Source organism: Nakamurella sp. UYEF19 (assembly GCF_040546275.1).
Classification (GTDB): domain Bacteria; phylum Actinomycetota; class Actinomycetes; order Mycobacteriales; family Nakamurellaceae; genus Nakamurella.
The window spans coordinates 194,330-214,542 of record NZ_JBEPNO010000002.1 but is presented as its reverse complement, the minus strand read 5'-3'; the positions used below and the strand labels follow the sequence as shown (position 1 = coordinate 214,542).

Here is a 20,213-nt window from a genome sequence, read left to right as displayed (position 1 = left end):
GATGAGTTGGTTCCTCTCTCAAGACCCCCGGGCGCGTTGTGAAACGCGTCCGCACAGGGGCCTTCATGAATATGGTGTCCGGAACGCGAGCGTTCCGGGGAAGTCTGCGGTGGTCCAGCCGTTCCGTCCGCCCCGGTCCCCCGACCGAAAGCTGCCGATGTCTCACTCATCGGGAATCTTCTCGTCACAGGTGCTCGTCTGGCGCACTGGCTGAGTTCGGAACCGGGTTGTTCCCGATGGCGAACCGACTCCACTATCCCATACGCACGCCGCGACCCTCCGACCAACGGCCTGTGGCGCGGCCGATGGGGTGGGCCGGCGCGTGCCCGTCAGCGCAGCAGCAACCTCTCCAGACGTCGGGACGCAACGGTCACGCCGACGCCGATCATGCCGGCGAAGTAGAGGAGATGCAGGAAAAGACCGGGCGAGACCAGACCGAGGCACAGCCCCCGGATCAGCTCGATCCCGTGGTAGAGCGGCAGGCACTCGACCAGGATCTGGACCGCCCTCGGATAGACGCCGAGCGGGTAGAAGGTGGTCGAGAACAGGAACATCGGCAGCAGCGCTGTGGTGATCCAGTCCATCTGCTGGAACGTCTTCATGAACGTGGTGATCGCCATGCCGACCGCCGCGAACCCGAACGCCACGATCAGTGCGACCGGCACGGCCAGCAGCGCCCACCAGGAGGCCAGCAGACCCATGACGAGCATGACCAGCACGAACGCGACGGAGTAGAGGCCGCCGCGGATCAACGACCAGACGATCTCCCCGAGCGCGACATCGACCGGCCCGAGCGAGGCTGCCAACATGCCGTCGTAGAGCTTGGCGTACTTGAGCTTGAAGAAGACGTTGATGGTGGAGTCGAAGATCGCGCCATTCATCGCCGAGGTGGCGAGCAGCCCGGGAGCGATGTAGGCCGCGTAGGCCACTGGGCCGGCCACCGTCGACACCTGGCCGATCAGGGATCCGAGACCCTGACCCATGGCCAGCAGGTAGAAGACCGGCTCGAAGAAACCGGTGAGGACCACCAGCCAACTCCGTTGGTAGGCCAGCAGCGAGCGTTCCAGGATCACGTGGGTACGGCCCGCGTACAGGTGCAACGGCACGATCCGCAGCAGCAGCGTGGTCCGGACCTGCGGTTGCAGCGTTGCCCCTGTCACACGATCAACCTCGTCGAGAAGGCATGGCGTGCGGTCACCAGGCCGGCGCCGCCCAGCACCACCAGGAACACCAGATGTCCGAGCACGGCCAACCCACTGCCGGTACCGAGCATCGCAGCCCGGGCCAGTTCGTTGCCGTGCCACAGCGGCGAGATATATGCCAACCAGCGGATCGCACCCGGCATCCGTTCGATCGGGAAGAACGACCCGGAGAAGAGGGTCATCGGGACGACGACGAACCGGAACACCACGTTGAACGCCGTGCCCTCCCGCCGCATCCTCCCGGCCAGGGCCATCACCCACACCGCACAGGACGCGCCGGTCAGCACGGCGATCGGGATCACCAGCAGCCCGGCCCATCCGCCGGCCGCCCCGAAGACCAGTACGACGACGTAGTAGAGGGCGGAACCGATGGCCAGTCGCGTGGCCAGGAACAGCAACTGGCCGTTGGTGATCTGCGCGGTCGACACCGGGGTCGACGAGATCCCCCAGAACACCCGCGACCACTTGAAACGGCTGTAGACCGGGTACGCGGCCTCGCCGACGCCCGCCTGCAGTGCTGCAGCCGTGACCAGCGCCGGTGCCAGGTACTTCACGTAGCTGACGCCCCCGAGCGAAGCCGCCCCGGGACCGGAGTTGACCAGCGTCCCCAGCCCGAAGCCGAGTGCGAGCAGGTACAGCAGCGGCGTGACGATGCCGGCAATCACCGTGGAGAGGGCGGAGCGTCGCCAGACCAACATCAGGTACTGCCAGACGAGCACCGTGCCCGACGTCCGCGAGGGCGACGCCTCGGTGACAAGAGGCCGCAAGGTCGGTGCCATCAGTCGACCAGACTGCGGCCGGTCAGCCGGAGGAAGACATCCTCCAGGGTGGACCGGCGCACCAGGGTGGAAACCGGTCGCAAACCGGCGGCGAGCACCGTGTTCAGTGTCGCCTCGCCGTCCGGGGTGTAGAGCAGCAGTCGGTCCGGCAGTACCTCGATGCGTTCGGCCAGGTCTGCAACCCGCGGTTCGGCGGCCTCCTGCGCCCCCGGCGTGAACCGCAGCTCCAGCACCTCTCGCGTGGAGAAGCGCTCGATGAGCTCGGCGGGTGATCCCTCCGCAGCGATCCGGCCGTCGTCCATCACCACCAGGCGGTCGCAGAGCTGCTCGGCCTCGTCCATGTAGTGGGTGGTCAGGATCAGCGTCACTCCCTGCTGCTTCAGCCGGAACAGTCGGTCCCACAGCACGTGACGCGCCTGCGGGTCCAAACCGGTCGTCGGCTCGTCGAGCAGCAGCAACTCCGGATCGTTCATCAGGGACCTGGCGATGGTCAGTCGTCGCTTCATCCCTCCGGAGAGCGCATCGACCCTGGCCCTCGACTTCTCCTGCAGCTGGGCGAATTCCAGCAACTCGTCCGCCTTGGCCCAGCAGGCCCGGCGGGGGATGCCGAAATAGCGGCCGTAGATGAACAGGTTCTCGCGAACCGAAAGCTCCTCGTCGAGGTTGTCCTGCTGCGGCACCACTCCCAGCCTGGCCCGGATCCGCACGCCGTCCCTGGCCGGATCGAGACCGAGGATTCGCAGGTCACCACCGGTGCGGGGCGAGACGCAGGCAATCATCCGCATGGTGGAGGACTTGCCGGCGCCGTTCGGCCCGAGGAATCCGAAGGCCTCCCCCCTGGGGACCTGCAGGTCGATCCCTCTGACCGCCTCGACGTCGGGCCCTGACTTCACCGGGAAGGACTTGCGCAGGCCGATGGCCGAGATCATCGAATCGGTCGACTGCGACCCCTGAGCGGGTTCGGCCCCCGGCTCCCGGCTGTCCAGTTCCGGGCGTCCCCCCGACGGCGTGCTCTTCACGACTGCGGAGGCTACCCCCGACCACCGACTCTCGACATTTCCTATCCATGGCCGGTGCTGTCGGTTCATGGCGCAGCTGGACCAACACCACGCCGTCAAGACACGGTCAAGAAGCCGTCGTGACGTCCGATCGGCAGTAGGATCAGGCGAAGGAATCACCCGAATGGACGCAACCCCCTGGCCCCCGCCATGCGTCTTCAGACGAGCACCGTTCACGAACAGCCATCGAAAGCAGCAGGAGGTGACCAGCAATGAGCCGCATCCGACGGATTTCCGCCGCAGCGGGCCTGCTGGTCTTCACGCTGTTTGCGCTTCTCCTCGTCACCCCCGCCGCGACCGCTGCCACCATCGACGACCTCAGCCCGGCGGTCACCCCCAACGGCCTGCCCCGCGAGCCGATGGCACTGGCCACGACGGGTCTCGACATCACCGTGCCGGTCATCATCGGGATCACCATGCTGATCCTCGGGATCGGTGTCGTGTCCTGGGCCTTCCTGCGCACCGGGTCCACGCACCAGCGTCACTGACCGATACGGGTCACCGCACCGATCACCGCACTCGCGCGCCCACCTGCTTCACCATCAGGATCTCGTCTCGATCGTCCCCGGGGCCGACTCTGATCCAGCCGGGTAATCGCCCGACCTCCACGAAACCCATTGCCGCGTAGAACTTCTCCAGACCGACGCCGCCCCGCGCCCCGATGCTCACCTGCTCCAGCCCGAGCTCCGCGGCGAGCCCGACGATCGCCTCCATCAGCGAGACGCCGAGGCCCTTGCCCTGGTGCGCGGGATCGACCATCACCGAGGTGATCGCCCCGATGTGAGCCTGGGTGCGGACGCCGGGGGTGATCATCGCGAAACCGATCACATTCCGCTTGCTCGTCAGAGCGAACGCCGACGCGCGACCGGACCGGAGACCGTCGATCACCACCGCGACCGCCGGGCCGACGTCGGAGCGGTCGACGGGCGGTACGAATCCGACCGCGCCGCCCGCCTCTGACACCCTGTGCCACAACGTCAGGAGCGCGACGGCGAAGGCATTGTCGGAGGCCATGGATCCGCCGGGACCGACCCGCCGGACCTGGACAGCCTCCTCGGTGGCGGCCGGGCCGACCTCGGTGACCTCCGAGAGCTCCTCGCTCACAGGTTGGGGAACCACAGACCGATCTCGCGAGCGGCCGACTCGGCCGAATCCGAGCCATGCACCAGGTTCAGCTGCGTCTGCAGTCCGAAATCACCGCGGATGGTGCCAGGGGTCGCCTTCTCGACCGGGTCGGTGCCACCGGCCAACTGTCGGAACGCCGGGATCGCCCGATCGCCCTCGACGACCATCGCGACCAGCGGGCCGGAGGTGATGAACTCCAGGAGCGAAGGGAAGAAACCCTTGCCCGCGTGCTCGGCGTAGTGCGCGGTAGCCGTCTCCTCGCTGACCGACCGGAGTTCCAGGGCCGCCAGGTGCAGGCCCTTCCGCTCGATCCGGGCGATGATCTCGCCCACCAGACCGCGGGCGACGCCATCGGGTTTGATGAGGACCAGGGTGCGTTCGGACACGACAATTCCCATTTCTCTTGCTCGGCGCCGGCCGGTGCCGACGCGGATGACGGATCAGCCGGTCGTGACGATCTGGGCACGAACGCTCAGGCCGCGCCACCGGCGGCGGGTGGTAGAGGCCCCGGCAGCGTACCGGCCGCGAGCCGGCGCCGGAATTCGTTCCGGAACCAGATGACGAGCGCCCAGACCAGACCGAAGACGACACCCATGATGCCCAGCGTGGGAGTGATGAACCAGCCCAGCACCATGAGCCCCTGCAGCGTGAGGACCACCGTCAGGAACCACGGCCGGCTGACGTACACGCAGGCGGCGATCAGGGCGAGCGCCAGCAGGCAGATCAGGACGACACCGAGTGCGCTGGTACCGGACCCGACGTTCTTGGCCACCGGGATCGCCAACAGCGCGACGATGGCCTCGAGGACCAGGGTCGCCGACATGACACCGCGCAGCCCGCGTTCCGGGTCGTAGGGCCGGGTCGACGGCGGCTCGTCGGGTGTTTGCGATGCAGAACTCATACCTGATGATGCCCTTCCGTGCAGGCACTCACGCCGGCATCAGCCCGGCGAGGGAGCGACCGTCGCCCGCGGAGACCACCGAGCCCGTGACCACGACGCCAGTGCCGGCAGCGCCCTCACCGGGTTCGGCGGAACCCTCCGCCAGGTCGACCGCCAGCGCGATCGCATCGTCCATCCGGTCTGCGGTGTGCACCTTCTCCTCACCGAAGATTTCGACGGCCAACTCGGCCAGATCAGCGACCGGCATCGACCGGGGCGACGAGTTCGTGGTGACGACCACGTCGTCGAACGAGTCGGCGAGCGCCGTCAGGATGCCCGCGACGTCCTTGTCCGCCATGACGGCAACCACGCCGACCAACCGGGAGAAGGAGAACTCCGCCGCCAGGGCAGCCGCGAGAGCGGTTGCTCCATCAGGATTGTGGGCCGCATCGATCAGGATGGTCGGCGAGGTCCTGACCCGTTCCAACCGTCCGGGCGAGGCCGCGGCCGCAAAGCCGTCCTGGATCGCCGGCACGTCCAGCTGCCGCCCGGCCCCGGCACCGAAGAAGGCCTCGACGGCAGCCAGCGCGACCCCGGCGTTGACGGCCTGATGCTCGCCGGCGAGCGGCAGGAAGATGTCGTCGTAGACGCCGCCGAGCCCCTGCAGCGTCAACCGCTGACCGCCGACCGCGAAAGAGCGCTCCAGCACATCGAACTCGCTACCCTGCCTGGCGACCGCGACGTCCAATGCGACGGTACGCCGCAGCAGGGCATCCATCGCCTCGGGCTTCTGGAGCCCGATGATCGCGACCGAATCCTTTTTGATGATCCCGGCCTTGTTGCCCGCGATCTCGCTGATCGTGTCGCCCAGGAAGTCGGTGTGGTCGATCCCGATCGGGGTGATGACGGCGATCTTCGCGTCGGCGACGTTGGTGGAGTCCCAGGTGCCCCCCAACCCGACTTCGACGATCGCCACGTCGACCGGGGCGTCGGCGAAGGCGGCAAAGGCCATGGCGGTGAGGATCTCGAACTTGGACAGGGCGATCCCGCCATCCTGCGCGCTGGCCGCGTCGACCAGGTCGACGTAGGGCGCGATGTCGCTGTAGACGGAGACGTAGTGCTCGGGGTCGATCGGTACCCCGTCCAGACTGATCCGCTCGGTGACCGACTGCAGGTGCGGCGACGTGAACCGGCCGGTCCGCAGGCCGACGCGGGTGATCAGCGAGTCGATCATCCGGGCTGTGGAGGTCTTGCCGTTGGTTCCGGCGATGTGGATCACCGGGTAGGCCTGCTGCGGGTTCCCGATCAGGTCCATCAACGCGACCATCCGCGCTGTCGTCGGCGAGATCTGGGTCTCGGAGCGGCGGCCGTTCAGCAGCTCTTCCACCGCGGCCAGCGTCAGCGGCGGTGAATCGGGCACGATCATCCCTGCGTCCTCGTCGAGATCGGCCGTAGCAGCTGCGATCTCGGCATCGTGGTCGATCACGGCGCCGACCAGGGCAGGCTCGAGCCCGTCCGGGTTGTCGTCGTCCCAGTCGTCGTCGGCATCGCGGGCCGGCGGGATCGGCGTTCCGCCTCCGGGAGCCTCGGGTCGGTCCTCCGGGTTGACGTCGTCGGGGTGGTCGCCCGGCTCGATGTCGCCCTTGGCGCGGCGGCCACGGTCGTCCTTGCCGAAGGCGTCACGCTCGACGCCGGACTGGTCGTCGTTCACGAAAGGTCGAAAAGCCCCGTCCGCCTGCTCGTCATCCCACTCGCCGGTTGTCATGCTGTGACACCACTCTTCGCACAGGCGCTCATCGTCCGGTTCGCTCCGCTCCTCGCTCGTCCCTCGCCACGATGCTCACTCAACGCTGATGGCTCTTCGCGCAGGCGCTCATCGCTCTTCGCTCCGCTCCTCGCTCGTCCCTCGCTACGATGCTCACTCAACGTTGACGGCTCTTCGCGCAGGCGCTCATCGCTCTTCGCTCCGCTCCTCGCTCGTCCCTCGCCACGATGCTCACTCATGCGCTACCTCTCAAATCCCTGATGCGTGCACTCAGTCGCTCGACGTCGGCGGCTGCCTTCGCCGCCCTGGTCCTGATCTTGTCGACCACCGGCGCCGGCGCCCTGCCCATGAACGATTCGTTGCCCAGCTTCTTGTCGGTGTCCTCGATCTCCTTCTTCGCGACGGCGAGATCCTTCTCCAGCCGGGCGATCTCGGCCGGGACGTCGACCGTCGACGAGGTGTCCAGCTCCACGTGCACCGAACCGCGTACCAGCGCCGCCTCGATCGACGCGGTAGCGGCGAACTGCTCGCCGGCCTCCGTCAGCCGGGTCAACGCTGCGGCGAAAGCGCTCACCGTCTCGTCGCCGCCCACCAGTCGGGCCGGCACCTTCCGCTTCGGGTCCAGACCCTGGTCAGAGCGGAACCGCCGCACCTCGGTCGTCAACGTCTCGACGTCGGCAACCCACGCCGCGGACGCGCTGTCCGTCGACCGCCCGGAGGGCACCGGCCACGGCGCGATGACCAGCGACTCGCCTCCGGTCAGCGCGGTCCACAACGTCTCGGTGACGAAGGGGACGAAGGGGTGCAGCAGTTTGAGCAGCGCGTCCAGCACGGTGCCGAGGACTGCTTTCGTGGTGGCCAGGCGTGCGGGATCGTCTGCGCTCGCGGAGATCTGGATCTTCGCCAATTCCAGGTACCAGTCGCAGAACTCGTCCCAGGCGAAGTGGTAGAGCCCCTCGGCGGCCTTGCCGAACTGGAAATCGCCGAGCAGGTTTGTGGTCTCGGCGATCACCTGGTCGAGCCGGTCCAGCACCCAGCGGTCGGCAGGAGCCAGATCCTCGGCGGCCAAGGGGCTTTCGGGGAGTACCGCACCGTTCATCATCGCGAATCTGGTGGCGTTGAACAGCTTGGTGCAGAACCTGGCGGAGCCGCCCACCCAGTCCTCGGCGATGGCCTGATCGGCCCCGGGGTTGGCGCCGCGGGCCAGCGTGAACCTGACCGCGTCGGCGCCGAACTTCTCGATCCAGGCCAGCGGGTCGACGCCGTTGCCCTTGGACTTCGACATCTTCTTGCCGAACTGGTCGCGGACGAGTCCGTGCAGCGCAACGGTTTCAAAGGGCACCGACGGCAATTCCGCCTTGTCCCCGAGGTAGGTGCCGAACATCATCATCCGGGCCACCCAGAAGAACAGGATGTCGTAGCCGGTGACGAGCACCGAGGTCGGGTAGAACGCCTCGAGCGTGTCCGACTGCTCGGGCCAACCCATGGTCGAGAACGGCCAGAGCCCCGAGGAGAACCAGGTGTCGAGCACGTCGGGATCCTGGACCCAGCCGTCGCCCGGCGGGGTCTCGGCCGGCCCCACACAACGGATCTCGCCATTCGGACCGTAGTACACCGGGATCCGGTGCCCCCACCACAGCTGACGGGAGATGGTCCAGTCGTGCATGTTGTCGACCCAGTCGAAGAACCGCGGTGCCAGCTCCGGCGGGTGGATCTTCGTCCGGCCCTCACGCACGGCGTCACCCGCGGCCTTCGCCAGCGGCGCAACGTTCACGAACCATTGCAGGGACAGGCGCGGCTCCACCACGTCGCCCGAGCGCGAACAGTGTCCGACGGCGTGCAGATACGGCTTCTTCTCGCCGACGATCCGGCCCTGCCCGCGCAGCGCCTCCTTGACTGCGGAGCGCGCTTCGAATCGATTCATCCCGTCGAAAGCGGTTCCGGTGCTGACGATGTCGGCTTCCTCGCTCAGGATGGTGATGGCCTTCAGGCCATGGCGCTGCCCGATCTCGAAGTCGTTGGGGTCGTGGGCGGGTGTCACCTTGACTGCGCCGGTCCCGAACTCGGGGTCGACGTGGGCGTCGGCGACGATCGGGATCTGCCGACCGACGAGCGGGAGTTCCACCGTCGTCCCGATCAGGTGCGCATAGCGTTCGTCGTCAGGGTGCACCGCGATGCCGGTGTCGCCGAGCATGGTCTCTACCCGGGTGGTGGCCACCACGATCGCGGAAGATCCGTCACCGTAACGGATCGAGACGAGTTCGCCCTCGTCGTCGGAGTGGTCCACCTCGATGTCCGACAGCGCTGTCACACAGCCTGGACACCAGTTGATGATCCGCTCGGCTCGATAGATCAGGCCGTCGTCGAACATCTTCTTGAAGATGGTCTGCACCGAGTCGGACAGTCCGTCGTCGAGGGTGAACCGCTCGCGACTCCAGTCGACGGAGTCGCCGAGGCGCTTCATCTGGCCCAGGATGGCGCCGCCGGATTCGTGCTTCCAGTCCCAGACCTTCTCGATGAACAGTTCACGGCCGAAGTCGTGACGGGTCTTGCCGTCGACGGCCAGCTTCTTCTCCACCAGGTTCTGGGTGGCGATCCCGGCGTGGTCCATGCCGGGCAGCCACAGCACCTCGTCGCCGGACATCCGGTGCCACCGCGAGAGGACGTCCATCAGCGTGTGGTCGAGGGCATGCCCGACGTGCAGGTCGCCGGTGACGTTGGGCGGCGGCAGCACGATGGAGAATGGCTTCCGCTCGCCGGACAGGACCTTCTGCTCATCCGCCTTGAAGTAGCCGGCAGCAAGCCACCGCTGGTAGAGGGGTACTTCGACCGCCGCCGGATCGTAGTGGGTCGGGAGGACCTGTTCGCCTGGGTTCGAGGGCAGCGGAGATGCATTCACCGCTCCAGTTTAGGTCCGCAGGCGAACGCGTTCTCCCGGCGCGCAATCGCCTCTAGTACGAGCGGGGCAGCCCGAGGGTGTGCTGAGCGACGTAGTTGAGCACCATCTCGCTGTTGACCGGGGCGATCCGCAGCAGGCGAGCCATGCCCCACAGCGGGACCAGTCCGTACTCGACGGACAGTCCGTTGCCTCCGTGGGTCTGCATCGCGGCATCGACAGCCGCCAGGGCAGCCTCGGACGCCGCGTACTTCGCCATGTTCGAGGCCTCGCCGGCAGGGAGTCCGTTGTCGTGCTGCCAGGCCGCCTTGGCCGTCATCAGGGCCGCGACCTCGACTGCGATCTTCGCGCGGGCCAACGGGTGGGACACGCCCTGATGGGTGCCGATCGGCGTGCCCCAGACGTTGCGGGTCTTCGCGTAGGCGGCCGCGACCTCGACGGCATAGCGGCCGATGCCGACACAGATGGCCGCCGTGGCGATGCGCTCCGGGTTGAGACCGTCGAACAATGGCCGCAGCCCCTCCCCCTCGGCGCCGATCAGCGCCGACGCGGGCACCCTGACCTGGTCGAAGAACACGGTGAACTGCTTGTCCGGGATCTGCGCGGCGACCGGGAGCACATTCCAGCTCAGGCCGGGAGTGCTCGTCGGCACGACGAACAGCGACATCCGGGCCTTGCCCGTGACCTCGTCGACGCCGGTCCGGACGACCGTCAGGATTGCCGCCGACTCGTCGACCCCGGAGATGTAGTACTTGCTGCCGGAGATCAGGTAGTCGTCACCGTCACGCACGGCGGTGGTGGTGATCTGGTGGGAGTTGGACCCGGCGTCCGGCTCGGTGATGGCGAAGGCCATCTTGATGCTGCCGTCGGACAACTGGGTCAGCCATTCCTGCTTCTGGGCGGCCGAACCGTGCCGGGCCAGCACCTCGACGCCGATCGCGCTGGAGACGAGCAACAGCAGCAGGGGGCAACCGCCCGCTGCCGATTCCTCGGTGACGATGGCCAGCTCGCTCATCCCGGCGCCACCACCGCCGTACTCGGTCGGCACGTTGATGCCGATGAACCCGGCCTTGCCCAGATCCGACCACAGGCCCGACTGCGGGGTGGCCGTCCTGGCGTGCTCGGCGTACTCGGCGGCGCCGTGGGCGTCGGTGATCTCCCGGACGGCAGAGCGCAGATCTGCGTACTCGGACGGATCGGAGAAGTCGGCCATAACTGTCATTCCCTTTCGGACCGCCCGGTCGGCGCACGGCCAGGTAATCCTGGCCGTCTCCGGCATCGTCGCCGGAAGCGGTCACCCCAGCGTGCCAGATGTGAACGGCGGTTAACAAGAGCAGAGCTGTTACGAACCGGTCAGAATTCGGCCTCGGCCACAGCTCCGTCGCCGTCCGGCGCAAGGAACATGGGGCCGTACACGGCGTGCTCCCCGTCCATCAGCGTGACAGCGGCGATCCCGTCATCTGCCAGTTGCGCGAAGCTCTCCCGCAACCAGTCCTCGGCCGCCTCCTGCGACTCGAAGGCAACATCCGGCTCGGCGACCGCCACCCCGGCGACGTCGGCGAAGAGCCATCGCCAGGCCGGTGTTCCGTCTCCGTCGAGGAGAGCGGGCAGGTCGGGTTCAACGGTCATCTGCGGCTCCGGGTCTTGTTGCGGGGGATGTCTGGGCTCGTCACGGATCTGCTCGCGGGCGACAGCCCGAGTCCAGGTGCGGACCGGCGCACAGACCGACGGTAGCGTGATCGCGAGGCGCGCACCCGCGCAGCCGGTGAAGGGAAGTCGAGTGACCGTCGAATTCGGACAGGTGAAACCGCCGTTCCAGGGCAGTAGTGGACCATCGCACCCGATGCTGGGTAGCTTCGGACCGCTGGTGCGGCTGCTGGAGGCCTGCGTTCCGGTCGGTCACAGCATGCTCGAGCGCCCGCGGCTGGTGGTCTTCGCCGGCGACCACGGAGTTGCGCAACTGGGCGTCTCCGCCCATCCGGCCACCGAGACAGCCAGGCGCGCCATGGATCTGGCCATGGGCTCCGGCCCGGTCGCGTCGATCGCGGCAGACGCCGGGGTCGGTGTCCGGGCGGTCGACATCGCCGTCGACTCCGATCTCACCGGCACCGGTGTCGACACCTCGGTCAAGGTCCGCCTCTCGTCCGGCCGGATCGACGTCGAGGACGCCCTGAGCTACGACGAACTCGATGCAGCACTCGAGGCCGGCAGGAAGATCGCCGACACCGAGATCGACGAGGGCGCCGACCTGCTGATCGGCGCGCTGTGCGGGGTCGGGGCAAGCACCGCGACCGCCGTCATCACCGCCGGGCTGACGGGCATGGAGCCGGTGGAGACGACTTCGCGGGGCTCCGGGATCAGCGATGCCGCATGGATCCGAAAGGCCGCGGCGGTCCGGGATGCGCTCTACCGCACCCGGTTGTCCGGCACCAATGCGCTGATCATGCTGCGGTTGACCGGCGGCGCAGATCTGGCCGCGCTCACCGGTTTCCTCGCCCAGGCCGCAGTCCGCGGAGTACCGGTGATGGTCGACGACGTCGCCAGCACCGCGGCTGCCGTCATGGCCAACCGACTGGCTCCCGGCGCCGATGCGTTCGCCGTGGTCACCTCGTCGGCACCCGAACGAAGCCACCGGAGGCTGCTGGATCTGCTCGGGCGCGATCCACTGACGGCCTGGTCGCTCCGCCTGGGTGACGGCGTCGGCGCCATGCTGCTGGTGCCGGTACTCCGGGCCATCACCAGATCGGCCGCCGCCACCGACGGCGCACTGGGCAGCAGGACGAGCGACGCGATCGACAGCTGGGACCCCGACCTGTTCTGACGGGCCGTCGTGTTGTCGAGAAGTTCTATCGGAAAGCCGTTCTCGATCGTCCTGACTACCGGCTGACGACGATGGGCAGCCCGAAGGTGGTGCGCACCCCCGGCGAGAACAGTGGTCGGAGCATCTCCCCTGTCACCGGAATCCCGGTACCCGCGACGAGATCGTCATCCAGTCCGAGGATGTCGGCCGAGTGCAACGGCCAGGCACCGTGTTCGTTGGGGATCCAGACAGTCCGTCCGGCGAGTCGGGTGTGCAGACCCCAACGTGCCGTGAGCCACACCTCCAACGGCGTCGGCTCGACGGGATCGCCCACCCGGACGGTCAATTCGCTGCGCAGCGGGTGGCGTCCCGTTCTCGGCCAGCGACGTGCCGACGTGTAGCGCCAGAGATCACCCGCATGCACCGCCCGCATCTTCGACCAGGTGTAGGGCAGCCCCAGGCCCCACCTGGCCAGCAGGGTCGTCGAGAGGCGGTCCGATTCCAGGGTCCGGAAGACGATGCCGCTGCGGCCCTCGTCATCCACCGAGTAGAGACGGACGTTGGTCTCGCAGAAGTCGCCGAAGTACGGAACCCGGAGGCGGCCGCCGGGACCGGCGCCGCGCATCTGGAACGGCACCAACGCCACGTAGGTGACGCCGTCGATGACATCAGGTCGCACCCCGGCGGGCATGAAGCGCTGCACCGCGTCCGGCTCCACCGGCCAGTGCAGGAAGGTCAGGTTCGCCCACCGCTGTGCGGACAGCGCCGCCCCACGCAGGGGCGGGGCGACCGCTTGGACCACCACCTCGCGCCCCGCTCTCCCACTACCAGTGTCTGCTGCTGAAGTCCGATGTCGCCGTCGGCGGATGATGTGCAGGATCGATGCGCACAGCCGACGTCCGGTCTCGAGTGTGCCACCGGTTTCAGCCGGGCAGGGGCCCGAAGACGGTGACGGGCGGCACCGGCCCGGTCCACGCCTCCGCCTGCACCAGCGCACTGTGGGCGCTGGGCCCCTGGGCCAGCGCGGACGTACCGTGATCCGCCGTCAGGACGTTGGGATTCCCGTGGACGTCCAGACCGCCCGGCGTCAACGGGTCGTACCAGGCTCCGGTGGAGAGCCGGACGACCCCTCGCCGCACGTCGGCCGAGACCACGGCTCCGGCAAGGCATTGACCGCGGTCGTTGAACAGCCGCACCACCGAGCCGTCGACGATCCCGCGCTCGGCAGCGTCGTCGGTGTTGATCGTGACCGGTTCGCGGCCGTGGATCTTGCCGGCCCGGGAATGGGCTCCGTTGTCGAACTGGGAGTGCAGGCGGCGCTCGGGCTGCCCCGAGACCAGGGCCAGCGGGAACCGTTCCGCCGCTGTGGATCCCAGCCATTCCTGGGGCTCCAGCCAGGTCGGGTGCGGCGGGCAGTCGGCGTAGCCGAACCCCTCGATGGTCGTGCTGAAGATCTCCAGCAGCCCGGACGGGGTGCCGATCGGATGAGCCGACGGATCCTCGCGGAGAGCCTCGTAAGGCTTCGCCGGACGGTCCAGATCGGGCAGCGCGATCCGACCGACCTCGACCAGCTCCGGCCAGTCCGGGAGTTGGACGTCGAGGGTGGCAGCACGTTTGCGGGTGCGCTCGTAGAGTTCGGCGACCCACTCCCCGGCTGTTCGGTTCTCGGTGAACCTCTCGGCGAGCCCGAGTTCACCGGCGATGCCGGCGAAGATCTGGTAGTCGGTCAGCACGTCGCCCGGCGGCTCGGCGGCCTGCGCCATCGCCATCAGGAACGGGTCCTCCCGGCCGGCGGCGAAATCGGTCCGTTCGGCGAAAGTAGCTGCCGGCAGCACGATGTCGGCATGACGGGCCATCGCATTGGCGAAGTGCTCGTGCACGATCACGGTGTCGGGCCGCTGCCAGGCCCGCACCAACCGGTTCAGGTCCTGGTGATGGTGGAAGGGATTCCCGCCGCACCAGTAGACGAGGCGGATGTCGGGATAGGTGTGGCGGCCGCCGTTGTAGTCGAACTGCTCGCCCGGGGAGGTCAGCAGGTCGGAGATGCGCGCCACCGGGATGAAGTCCGGAACAGCGTTGACGCCTTGTGGGAACGAGGCGACCGGGACCTTCGCCAACCGCATCCCGTTGCGGTGCAAGGCCCCGAGTCCGCACCCGAAGCCGCCGCCAGGACGGCCCATGGAGCCCGAGAGAGCGGCCAGGGTCAGCGCCATCCAGGGCACCTGCTCGCCGTGATCGGCGCGCTGCACCGACAACGACGCGGAGATCACCGTGCGTTCGGCGGCGATCCGCAGGCCCAGGGCGCGAATCGTCGCCGGCGGCAGTTCGCAGATGGCCGCGGCCCAGTCGGCGTCCTTGGGCACCCCGTCCGCCCGGCCCAGCAGGTAGGACTCGAAGGTCCCCCACCCCGTCGTGCAGCGCGTCAGGAAGTCCAGGTCGTGACGGCCGGCGCTGACGATGGTGTGGGCCAAGCCGAGCATCAGGGCGACATCGGTCCCCGGCCGGATCGGCAGCCAGGTGGAGTCCAGGAAGTCCGCGGCGTCGGTGCGCAGCGGAGACACCGAGATGAAATCGACCCCGGCCAGTCGGGCGCCCCGTTGCGCGCCCGGAGAGGTGTGCGCCCCCAGGCCTCCATCGTTGACCTTGCTGTTGCGCAGGGCCAGGCCACCGAAGGCGACGACCAGCGAGCCGTGTTCGGCGATCTCGTCGAACGTCGGCGTCGAGTCCATCGCGGACTGCCAGCCGCCGGCCACCCGCGACAGCAGCACCGAGACCGCCGCCGAACTGTAGGTGTCGACCGACCGGGTGTAGCCGCCGACGGTGTTGAGGAAGCGGTGGATCTGGGACTGCGGATGGTGGAACCGCCCGGCGGACCCCCAGCCGTACGATCCGCCGAAGATTGCCTTGTTCCCGTGCACGGTCCTGACGCGGTCGATCTCGCCGGCGACGAGGCCGAACGCCGTGCCCCAGTCGACCGGGACGTAGTCGTCGTCGCCTCTTCGGCGACGGCCGTCACCGTCCGCCGGGGCGGGACCGTTCTCCAGCCAGTCGCGGCGGATCAACGGGACGGTCAACCGCCCAGGGCTGCGCAGTGCATCGACCACCGAGTCGCCGAGCTCGGTCGGTGCCGGGTCGTCGGGATGCGGTTCGAGCCCCAGCAACTCCGACCCATTGGTGCGCGCCAGATAGGTACCCCAATGGGTGGACGTCGGCACCGTCCGGATCGACCGGTCGACGGCGGTCGGGAAGCCCTGGTCCGTCGTCATGTGATCGAGCTGCCCGGTCGGGTCATGTGCGGGTCCCTTCATCGGATGGTCGCCGTCATCGAACGGCCCAGTCGACGGGTTCGGCCCCTTGTCCGATCAGCAACGCGTTGACCTGGGAAAAGGGTTTCGACCCGAAGAACCCGCGGTCAGCCGACAGCGGCGACGGGTGGACAGAAGCGACGTGCGGCACCGAGCCGAGCTTCGGGATCATTGACTGCGCGTCGCGGCCCCACAGGACGGCGACCAGCGGGCCGCCGCGCGCGACCAACGCCCGGATCGCCTGTTCGGTGACCTTCTCCCAGCCCTTGCCCTTGTGCGCGTTCGACTCTCCCGGCGGGACCGTCAGCACCCTGTTCAACAGCAGCACCCCCGATGCGGTCCAGGACGACAAGTCACCGTGCGGCGGTGTTTCGATGCCCAGGTCGGACCGCAACTCGCGGTAGATGTTGGCCAGCGACCGGGGCAACGGCCGGACCGACCGATCGACGGCGAACGAGAGCCCGATGGCATGACCGGGCGTCGGATAGGGATCCTGTCCGACGATCAGCACCCTGACCTCGTCGAACGGCGCCTGGAAGGCACGCAGCACATTGGGTCCGGCCGGTAGATAGGTTCTGCCGGCCGCGATCTCGGCGCGCAGGAAATCACCCATCGCGGTGATCTGGTCGGCCACCGGCTCCAGAGCTCTCGCCCAACCGGGATCCATGGTTTCGGCGAGGGGACGCGGCATGCCGGCGACGTTACCGGAAGTGGTCCCAACCGCCGGGCTCGTCACGCGGGGAGCCGTCGATGGTGACCGTTGCGCCCAGATCGCCGACGACGCCGACGGTTCCGATCGGCTGCCAGCCCGGGGGCAGGGTGGAACCGTGCGGGAAGGTGGCGACCAGCGGATGGTCGTCGCCGCCGGTGAGCACCCATTCCATCGGATCCTTGCCGAGCGCCGAGGCCACCTCGACGAGTCGGGGATTGACGTCCAGAGCAGCCGTCCGGATGTTGATCGAGACGTCGGAGGCCTTCGCGATGTGGCCCAGGTCGGCCAGCAACCCGTCCGACACGTCGATCATGGAGGTGGCGCCGGAGGCAGCGGCGATCACCCCCGCCTGCAGCGGCGGCTCGGGAACCCGGTAGGCGCCGACGATGACCGCCGGCGACCGGAATCCGCGGGAGAGCACGGCGAGACCGGCTGCGGCCCATCCCAGACGGCCGATGATGGCCACCTCGTCGCCCGGTCGGGCGCCGGAACGCAGTACCGGGCGGGCCCCGCGGAGGTCGCCGAGCACGGTCACCGCGATGGTCAGCGTCTCCGATCTCGTCATGTCCCCTCCGACGACTGCGGCGCCGGCTTCGTGAGCAGCATCGTGCAGGCCCTTGCCGATGCCCACGATCAGCTCGGTCGGGGTGGTGCCGGGGGCCGAGATGGCCACCACCAGGGACGTCGGAGCAGCGCCCATGGCGGCGATGTCGGACATGGAGGCCAGCGCGGCACGCCGGCCGATCTGCTCGCCGGTCGCCCAGTCGGACCGGAAGTGGACCCCGTCCACCAGCATGTCGACGCTGACCACCACCCGGCCGTCGCCGGCAGCGACCACGGCGGCGTCGTCCCCGGGCCCGACGGACGTGTCCGGCAGCTGGGGCTGGTCCCTGGTGACGACGGCGATCAGGCCGAACTCGCCGATCGCCGCGAGCGTGCCCGGCTCCGGCTGATTCCGGGGGGCGGCGTTCCTGGCTGCGGCCCTGGAGCCGGGCTGGCCCGGTGTGCGCGTCTGCGCCGGTACCGCCTGCTTCGTCGCAGAACCGGCGCTCGTGTTCGGGGCGCTCGTGTTGGTGGTCGTGTTGGTGGAAGGGGTACTGATGGAACACCTCCGGATCACACCGGACGCTCGGTCCGGCCACTGCCTGCGGGTTGATGGCCTGCGGACTCCACGCCTGCGGATTCCGGTGGAAGAGAAGTCGGCCGGGTCCTTCGACGGCCTCACCTCATCGTGCCCCACCCGATCGGTGCCGTCCGTGACCGGCGCGCTGCACGACGATGGCCTCCGGTCGAACTCGCGCCTCGTCACGGTCTGGCCCGTGCAGGAACTGTGGTCCGACACACGGAATCGTTGGCGACGGCCACAGACCGATAAACTCCCCTCACCGGGAGTGCGGTCGCACAGCGGGCCGCCGTCCGCCGATCGAACAAGCGGACCAGCTAGAGACGCAGAGACAGGAGCACACCGTGGTGCAGGCATTCATCCTGATCCAGACCGAGGTCGGGCAGGCAGCGGCGGTCGCGAACGCGATCGCCGAACTTCCCGGGGTCACCAGCGCCGAGGACGTGACCGGTCCGTATGACGTGATCGTCCGTGCCGAGGCGGAGACGGTGGACGAACTGGGCAAGCTGGTCGTGGCCAGGGTTCAGGCTGTTCCTGGTATCACCCGCACGCTGACCTGCCCCGTCATCCGGCTCTGAACTTCGTTGGACAGCGGCCCGATGGACGTCACCACCGACCAGCAGCCGGGCACCGCGCCGGAGCAGCGCTCGCGCCCGTCGTGGCAGGCGATCGCCGCCCTGGTCGTGGTGGTGGCCGCCATCGGCGTGGCGGTGGTGCTCGGTTACGTGCACACCAGGAACCCGGTGGTCGTGTCCGGCCCGCTCGCGGTGTCCACGTTCGATCAGCCCGGAGCGAATTCGGCGGCCTGCAAATCTCTGATGCCGGCGCTACCCGGCAAACTCGGCGACGGGCCGCGTCGTCAGATCGACGGCGAGCCGGCCGGGATCGCCGCCTGGGGTGATCCGGCGGTGATCCTGCGCTGCGGGTTGGAGACCCCGCAGGACCTGACCTGCAGCTCCGCGTTGGTCCAGGTCAACGGAGTGTCCTGGCTCCAGCTCACCGAGGCCGGACTCGGGTCCACCACCTACATCGCCGCCGATCGATCGGTCCGCGTCGCGGTGACGGTGCCGGACGGCAGCGGTACTGCAGCGATCCAGCAGGTCTCGAATGCCGTGTCGACGACGCTGCAGTTCCGCCAGCCCTGCAGCAACGGCGTTCTCCTGCCCACCGACACCCGATAGCCCGGCCCCGGCCGCCTACCCACCCCACCCCACCCCCACAGCGCATACAGAAGTCCCGTGCGCATACCGAATGCCCCAGAATGCGTGCCAAATCGCTAGGAATGGGCAGAACGGTATGCGCCGGGCAGTGCCGTCTGCGCCGACCCGGGGCCGTCTGGGCTGGGCGGTGCTGTCTGCGCCGGGCAGTGCCGTCTGCGCCGACCCGGGGCCGTCTGGGCCGGCCCCGGGCCGGACGGAACTGGTCAGCGCAGGCCGGTGCCGCGGGCGACGGCGGTCCGGATCAGGATGGTCAGCAGCTCGGGATAGGACACCCCACCGACACCCCACATCCGCGGATACATCGAGATCGGGGTGAAGCCCGGCATGGTGTTGACCTCGTTGATCACCACCCGGCCGCCGTCGGTGACGAAGAAGTCGACTCTCGCCAGACCCTGGGCGTCGAGGGCCTGGAACGCCCTGACGGCCAGATCCTTGATCTGCGCGGTGATCTCGTCCGGAAGATCGGCTGGGATGTCGAAGGTTGCGACGTCCTCGAGGTATTTGGCGCTGAAGTCGTAGAAGTCGTACCCGGCGGCAACGTGGATCTCCGCCGTCGGCGAGGCCTCGATGCGTCCATCGGGGAATTCCAGTACCCCGCACTCGATCTCGCGCCCGATCATGGCCGCCTCGACCAGCACCTTGGGGTCGGTCTCCCTGGCCAGTGCGATCGCGGCGTCGAGGTCGGCCCAGCTGTCGACCCGGCTGACGCCGAGCGAGGACCCGGCCCGCGCCGGCTTCACGAAGACCGGCAGTTGCAATCGTTCCCGCTCCTCCGCGGTCAGCGTGGCCCGGCCCCGCCGCAACACCACGTAGTCACCCTGGGGCAACCCCTCCGCGGCCAGTAGCTTCTTGGTGAATTCCTTGTCCATCCCGGCGGCGGAGGCGAGCACACCGGGGCCCACGTAGGGCAGATCGGCCAGCTCCAGCAGTCCCTGGATCGTCCCGTCCTCCCCGAAAGGACCGTGCAGCACCGGGAACACCACGTCCACGTCCAGGGACGGACCGCTCACGCCGAGCGGCACCAGAGATGCCGACGTCGGGTCGGCCGGGAGCACCACAGCCGATCCACCGGACACCGAGGGCAGCATCCGGCCCCTCTTCTCCAGCACCAGCGTCGGGTCCACCTGAACCCAACCGCCCTGCGGGGTGATGCCGATCGCCGTCACGTCGAAGAGTGCGGGATCCAGGTGGCCCAGCACGCTCCCGGCCGAGATGCAGGACACCGCGTGCTCTCCGCTCCGTCCGCCGAAGACCACTGCGACCCTGATCCGTTGGGAACCCATGGCGCAACCCTACGGTCGAGGACGCCCCTCGCCGACCCTGACACGACGGGACGACTACGCCGCCT

Annotated in this window: 19 protein-coding genes; 4 read left to right on the top strand and 15 right to left on the bottom strand. The window is 68.5% G+C overall.

Translation table 11 applies throughout. The features are described from left to right. Nucleotides 1-329: 329 nt before the first annotated feature. The 3 genes from ABIB25_RS04160 to ABIB25_RS04150 are packed head-to-tail and all read right to left on the bottom strand — an operon-like array spanning nt 330 to nt 2,910. A complete protein-coding gene (locus ABIB25_RS04160) occupies nt 330-1,160 on the bottom strand; it encodes an ABC transporter permease (RefSeq protein ID WP_354527156.1) in 831 nt (276 codons plus the stop codon). Further along, nucleotides 1,157-1,981 carry an ABC transporter permease gene (locus ABIB25_RS04155; RefSeq protein ID WP_354527155.1) on the bottom strand — a complete coding sequence of 275 codons (825 nt, stop codon included), beginning with the start codon at nt 1,979-1,981 and terminating at the stop codon, nt 1,157-1,159. Before ABIB25_RS04155 ends, ABIB25_RS04160 begins: the two co-directional genes overlap by 4 nt. Next, nucleotides 1,981-2,910, bottom strand: a complete 930-nt coding sequence (locus ABIB25_RS04150; RefSeq protein ID WP_354527546.1) for an ABC transporter ATP-binding protein — start codon at nt 2,908-2,910, stop codon at nt 1,981-1,983. The genes ABIB25_RS04155 and ABIB25_RS04150 overlap by 1 nt, the downstream gene beginning before the upstream one ends. Before the next feature lie 341 nt (nt 2,911-3,251). Between ABIB25_RS04150 and ABIB25_RS04145 the strand changes: the two genes are divergently transcribed. Next, the gene (locus ABIB25_RS04145) at nt 3,252-3,527 is read left to right on the top strand and encodes a hypothetical protein (protein WP_354527154.1); all 276 of its coding nucleotides are present in this window, start codon (nt 3,252-3,254) and stop codon (nt 3,525-3,527) included. 22 nt (nt 3,528-3,549) lie between these two features. Here ABIB25_RS04145 and ABIB25_RS04140 read toward each other — a convergent pair whose 3' ends face one another. The 7 genes from ABIB25_RS04140 to ABIB25_RS04110 form a co-directional block, all read right to left on the bottom strand. Continuing rightward, nucleotides 3,550-4,143 (bottom strand): GNAT family N-acetyltransferase, encoded by a 594-nt coding sequence (locus ABIB25_RS04140; protein WP_354527153.1) that lies wholly within the window; start codon nt 4,141-4,143, stop codon nt 3,550-3,552. Beyond that, nucleotides 4,140-4,550 (bottom strand): nucleoside-diphosphate kinase, encoded by a 411-nt coding sequence (ndk, locus tag ABIB25_RS04135; RefSeq protein WP_354527152.1) that lies wholly within the window; start codon nt 4,548-4,550, stop codon nt 4,140-4,142. The genes ABIB25_RS04140 and ndk overlap by 4 nt, the downstream gene beginning before the upstream one ends. Before the next feature lie 86 nt (nt 4,551-4,636). Further along, a complete protein-coding gene (locus tag ABIB25_RS04130) occupies nt 4,637-5,065 on the bottom strand; it encodes a DUF4233 domain-containing protein (RefSeq protein ID WP_354527151.1) in 429 nt (142 codons plus the stop codon). A 28-nt stretch (nt 5,066-5,093) separates the two neighbouring features. Then, nucleotides 5,094-6,470: a bifunctional folylpolyglutamate synthase/dihydrofolate synthase gene (locus tag ABIB25_RS04125; RefSeq protein ID WP_354527545.1), complete on the bottom strand. Its 1,377-nt coding sequence runs from the start codon at nt 6,468-6,470 to the stop codon at nt 5,094-5,096. A gap of 574 nt (nt 6,471-7,044) precedes the next feature. Beyond that, the gene (locus ABIB25_RS04120) at nt 7,045-9,693 is read right to left on the bottom strand and encodes a valine--tRNA ligase (RefSeq protein ID WP_502919754.1); all 2,649 of its coding nucleotides are present in this window, start codon (nt 9,691-9,693) and stop codon (nt 7,045-7,047) included. A gap of 67 nt (nt 9,694-9,760) precedes the next feature. After that, a complete protein-coding gene (locus ABIB25_RS04115) occupies nt 9,761-10,918 on the bottom strand; it encodes an acyl-CoA dehydrogenase family protein (protein ID WP_354527149.1) in 1,158 nt (385 codons plus the stop codon). A 140-nt stretch (nt 10,919-11,058) separates the two neighbouring features. Beyond that, the gene (locus ABIB25_RS04110) at nt 11,059-11,334 is read right to left on the bottom strand and encodes a hypothetical protein (protein WP_354527148.1); all 276 of its coding nucleotides are present in this window, start codon (nt 11,332-11,334) and stop codon (nt 11,059-11,061) included. Nucleotides 11,335-11,485: 151 nt separating this feature from the next. On the opposite strand from ABIB25_RS04110, the gene ABIB25_RS04105 reads away from it, so the two are divergent. Beyond that, nucleotides 11,486-12,526, top strand: a complete 1,041-nt coding sequence (locus ABIB25_RS04105; protein ID WP_354527147.1) for a nicotinate-nucleotide--dimethylbenzimidazole phosphoribosyltransferase — start codon at nt 11,486-11,488, stop codon at nt 12,524-12,526. Nucleotides 12,527-12,581: 55 nt separating this feature from the next. Here ABIB25_RS04105 and ABIB25_RS04100 read toward each other — a convergent pair whose 3' ends face one another. The 4 genes from ABIB25_RS04100 to ABIB25_RS04085 all read right to left on the bottom strand — a co-directional run bounded on the left by ABIB25_RS04100 (nt 12,582) and on the right by ABIB25_RS04085 (nt 17,432). Further along, nucleotides 12,582-13,310, bottom strand: a complete 729-nt coding sequence (locus ABIB25_RS04100; protein ID WP_354527146.1) for a YqjF family protein — start codon at nt 13,308-13,310, stop codon at nt 12,582-12,584. A gap of 118 nt (nt 13,311-13,428) precedes the next feature. Further along, nucleotides 13,429-15,813 carry a molybdopterin-dependent oxidoreductase gene (locus ABIB25_RS04095; protein ID WP_354527145.1) on the bottom strand — a complete coding sequence of 795 codons (2,385 nt, stop codon included), beginning with the start codon at nt 15,811-15,813 and terminating at the stop codon, nt 13,429-13,431. A gap of 13 nt (nt 15,814-15,826) precedes the next feature. Then, nucleotides 15,827-16,501, bottom strand: a complete 675-nt coding sequence (locus ABIB25_RS04090; RefSeq protein ID WP_354527144.1) for a uracil-DNA glycosylase — start codon at nt 16,499-16,501, stop codon at nt 15,827-15,829. A gap of 10 nt (nt 16,502-16,511) precedes the next feature. Then, nucleotides 16,512-17,432 carry a thiamine-phosphate kinase gene (locus tag ABIB25_RS04085; protein ID WP_354527544.1) on the bottom strand — a complete coding sequence of 307 codons (921 nt, stop codon included), beginning with the start codon at nt 17,430-17,432 and terminating at the stop codon, nt 16,512-16,514. A gap of 557 nt (nt 17,433-17,989) precedes the next feature. On the opposite strand from ABIB25_RS04085, the gene ABIB25_RS04080 reads away from it, so the two are divergent. Further along, nucleotides 17,990-18,223 carry an Lrp/AsnC ligand binding domain-containing protein gene (locus tag ABIB25_RS04080; RefSeq protein WP_354527143.1) on the top strand — a complete coding sequence of 78 codons (234 nt, stop codon included), beginning with the start codon at nt 17,990-17,992 and terminating at the stop codon, nt 18,221-18,223. A 21-nt stretch (nt 18,224-18,244) separates the two neighbouring features. Beyond that, nucleotides 18,245-18,826, top strand: coding sequence for a DUF3515 domain-containing protein (locus tag ABIB25_RS04075; RefSeq protein ID WP_354527142.1), 582 nt, complete (start codon nt 18,245-18,247; stop codon nt 18,824-18,826). A gap of 242 nt (nt 18,827-19,068) precedes the next feature. Here the strand turns inward: ABIB25_RS04075 and ABIB25_RS04070 are convergent, their stop codons facing one another. Continuing rightward, complete coding sequence (locus ABIB25_RS04070) at nt 19,069-20,148, bottom strand: D-alanine--D-alanine ligase family protein (protein ID WP_354527141.1); 1,080 nt, start codon at nt 20,146-20,148, stop codon at nt 19,069-19,071. Nucleotides 20,149-20,213: the final 65 nt, after the last annotated feature.

Bases quoted from the DNA above. Each gene is read 5' to 3' on its own strand.
- ABIB25_RS04155 (WP_354527155.1), bottom strand. From the start codon at position 1,981: ATGGCACCGACCTTGCGGCCTCTTGTCACCGAGGCGTCGCCCTCGCGG.
- ABIB25_RS04150 (WP_354527546.1), bottom strand. From the start codon at position 2,910: ATGATCTCGGCCATCGGCCTGCGCAAGTCCTTCCCGGTGAAGTCAGGG.
- ABIB25_RS04145 (WP_354527154.1), top strand. From the start codon at position 3,252: ATGAGCCGCATCCGACGGATTTCCGCCGCAGCGGGCCTGCTGGTCTTC.
- ABIB25_RS04130 (WP_354527151.1), bottom strand. From the start codon at position 5,065: ATGAGTTCTGCATCGCAAACACCCGACGAGCCGCCGTCGACCCGGCCC.
- ABIB25_RS04125 (WP_354527545.1), bottom strand. From the start codon at position 6,470: ATGATCGTGCCCGATTCACCGCCGCTGACGCTGGCCGCGGTGGAAGAG.
- ABIB25_RS04115 (WP_354527149.1), bottom strand. From the start codon at position 10,918: ATGGCCGACTTCTCCGATCCGTCCGAGTACGCAGATCTGCGCTCTGCC.
- ABIB25_RS04110 (WP_354527148.1), bottom strand. From the start codon at position 11,334: ATGACCGTTGAACCCGACCTGCCCGCTCTCCTCGACGGAGACGGAACA.
- ABIB25_RS04095 (WP_354527145.1), bottom strand. From the start codon at position 15,813: ATGAAGGGACCCGCACATGACCCGACCGGGCAGCTCGATCACATGACG.
- ABIB25_RS04090 (WP_354527144.1), bottom strand. From the start codon at position 16,501: ATGCCGCGTCCCCTCGCCGAAACCATGGATCCCGGTTGGGCGAGAGCT.
- ABIB25_RS04075 (WP_354527142.1), top strand. From the start codon at position 18,245: ATGGACGTCACCACCGACCAGCAGCCGGGCACCGCGCCGGAGCAGCGC.
- ABIB25_RS04070 (WP_354527141.1), bottom strand. From the start codon at position 20,148: ATGGGTTCCCAACGGATCAGGGTCGCAGTGGTCTTCGGCGGACGGAGC.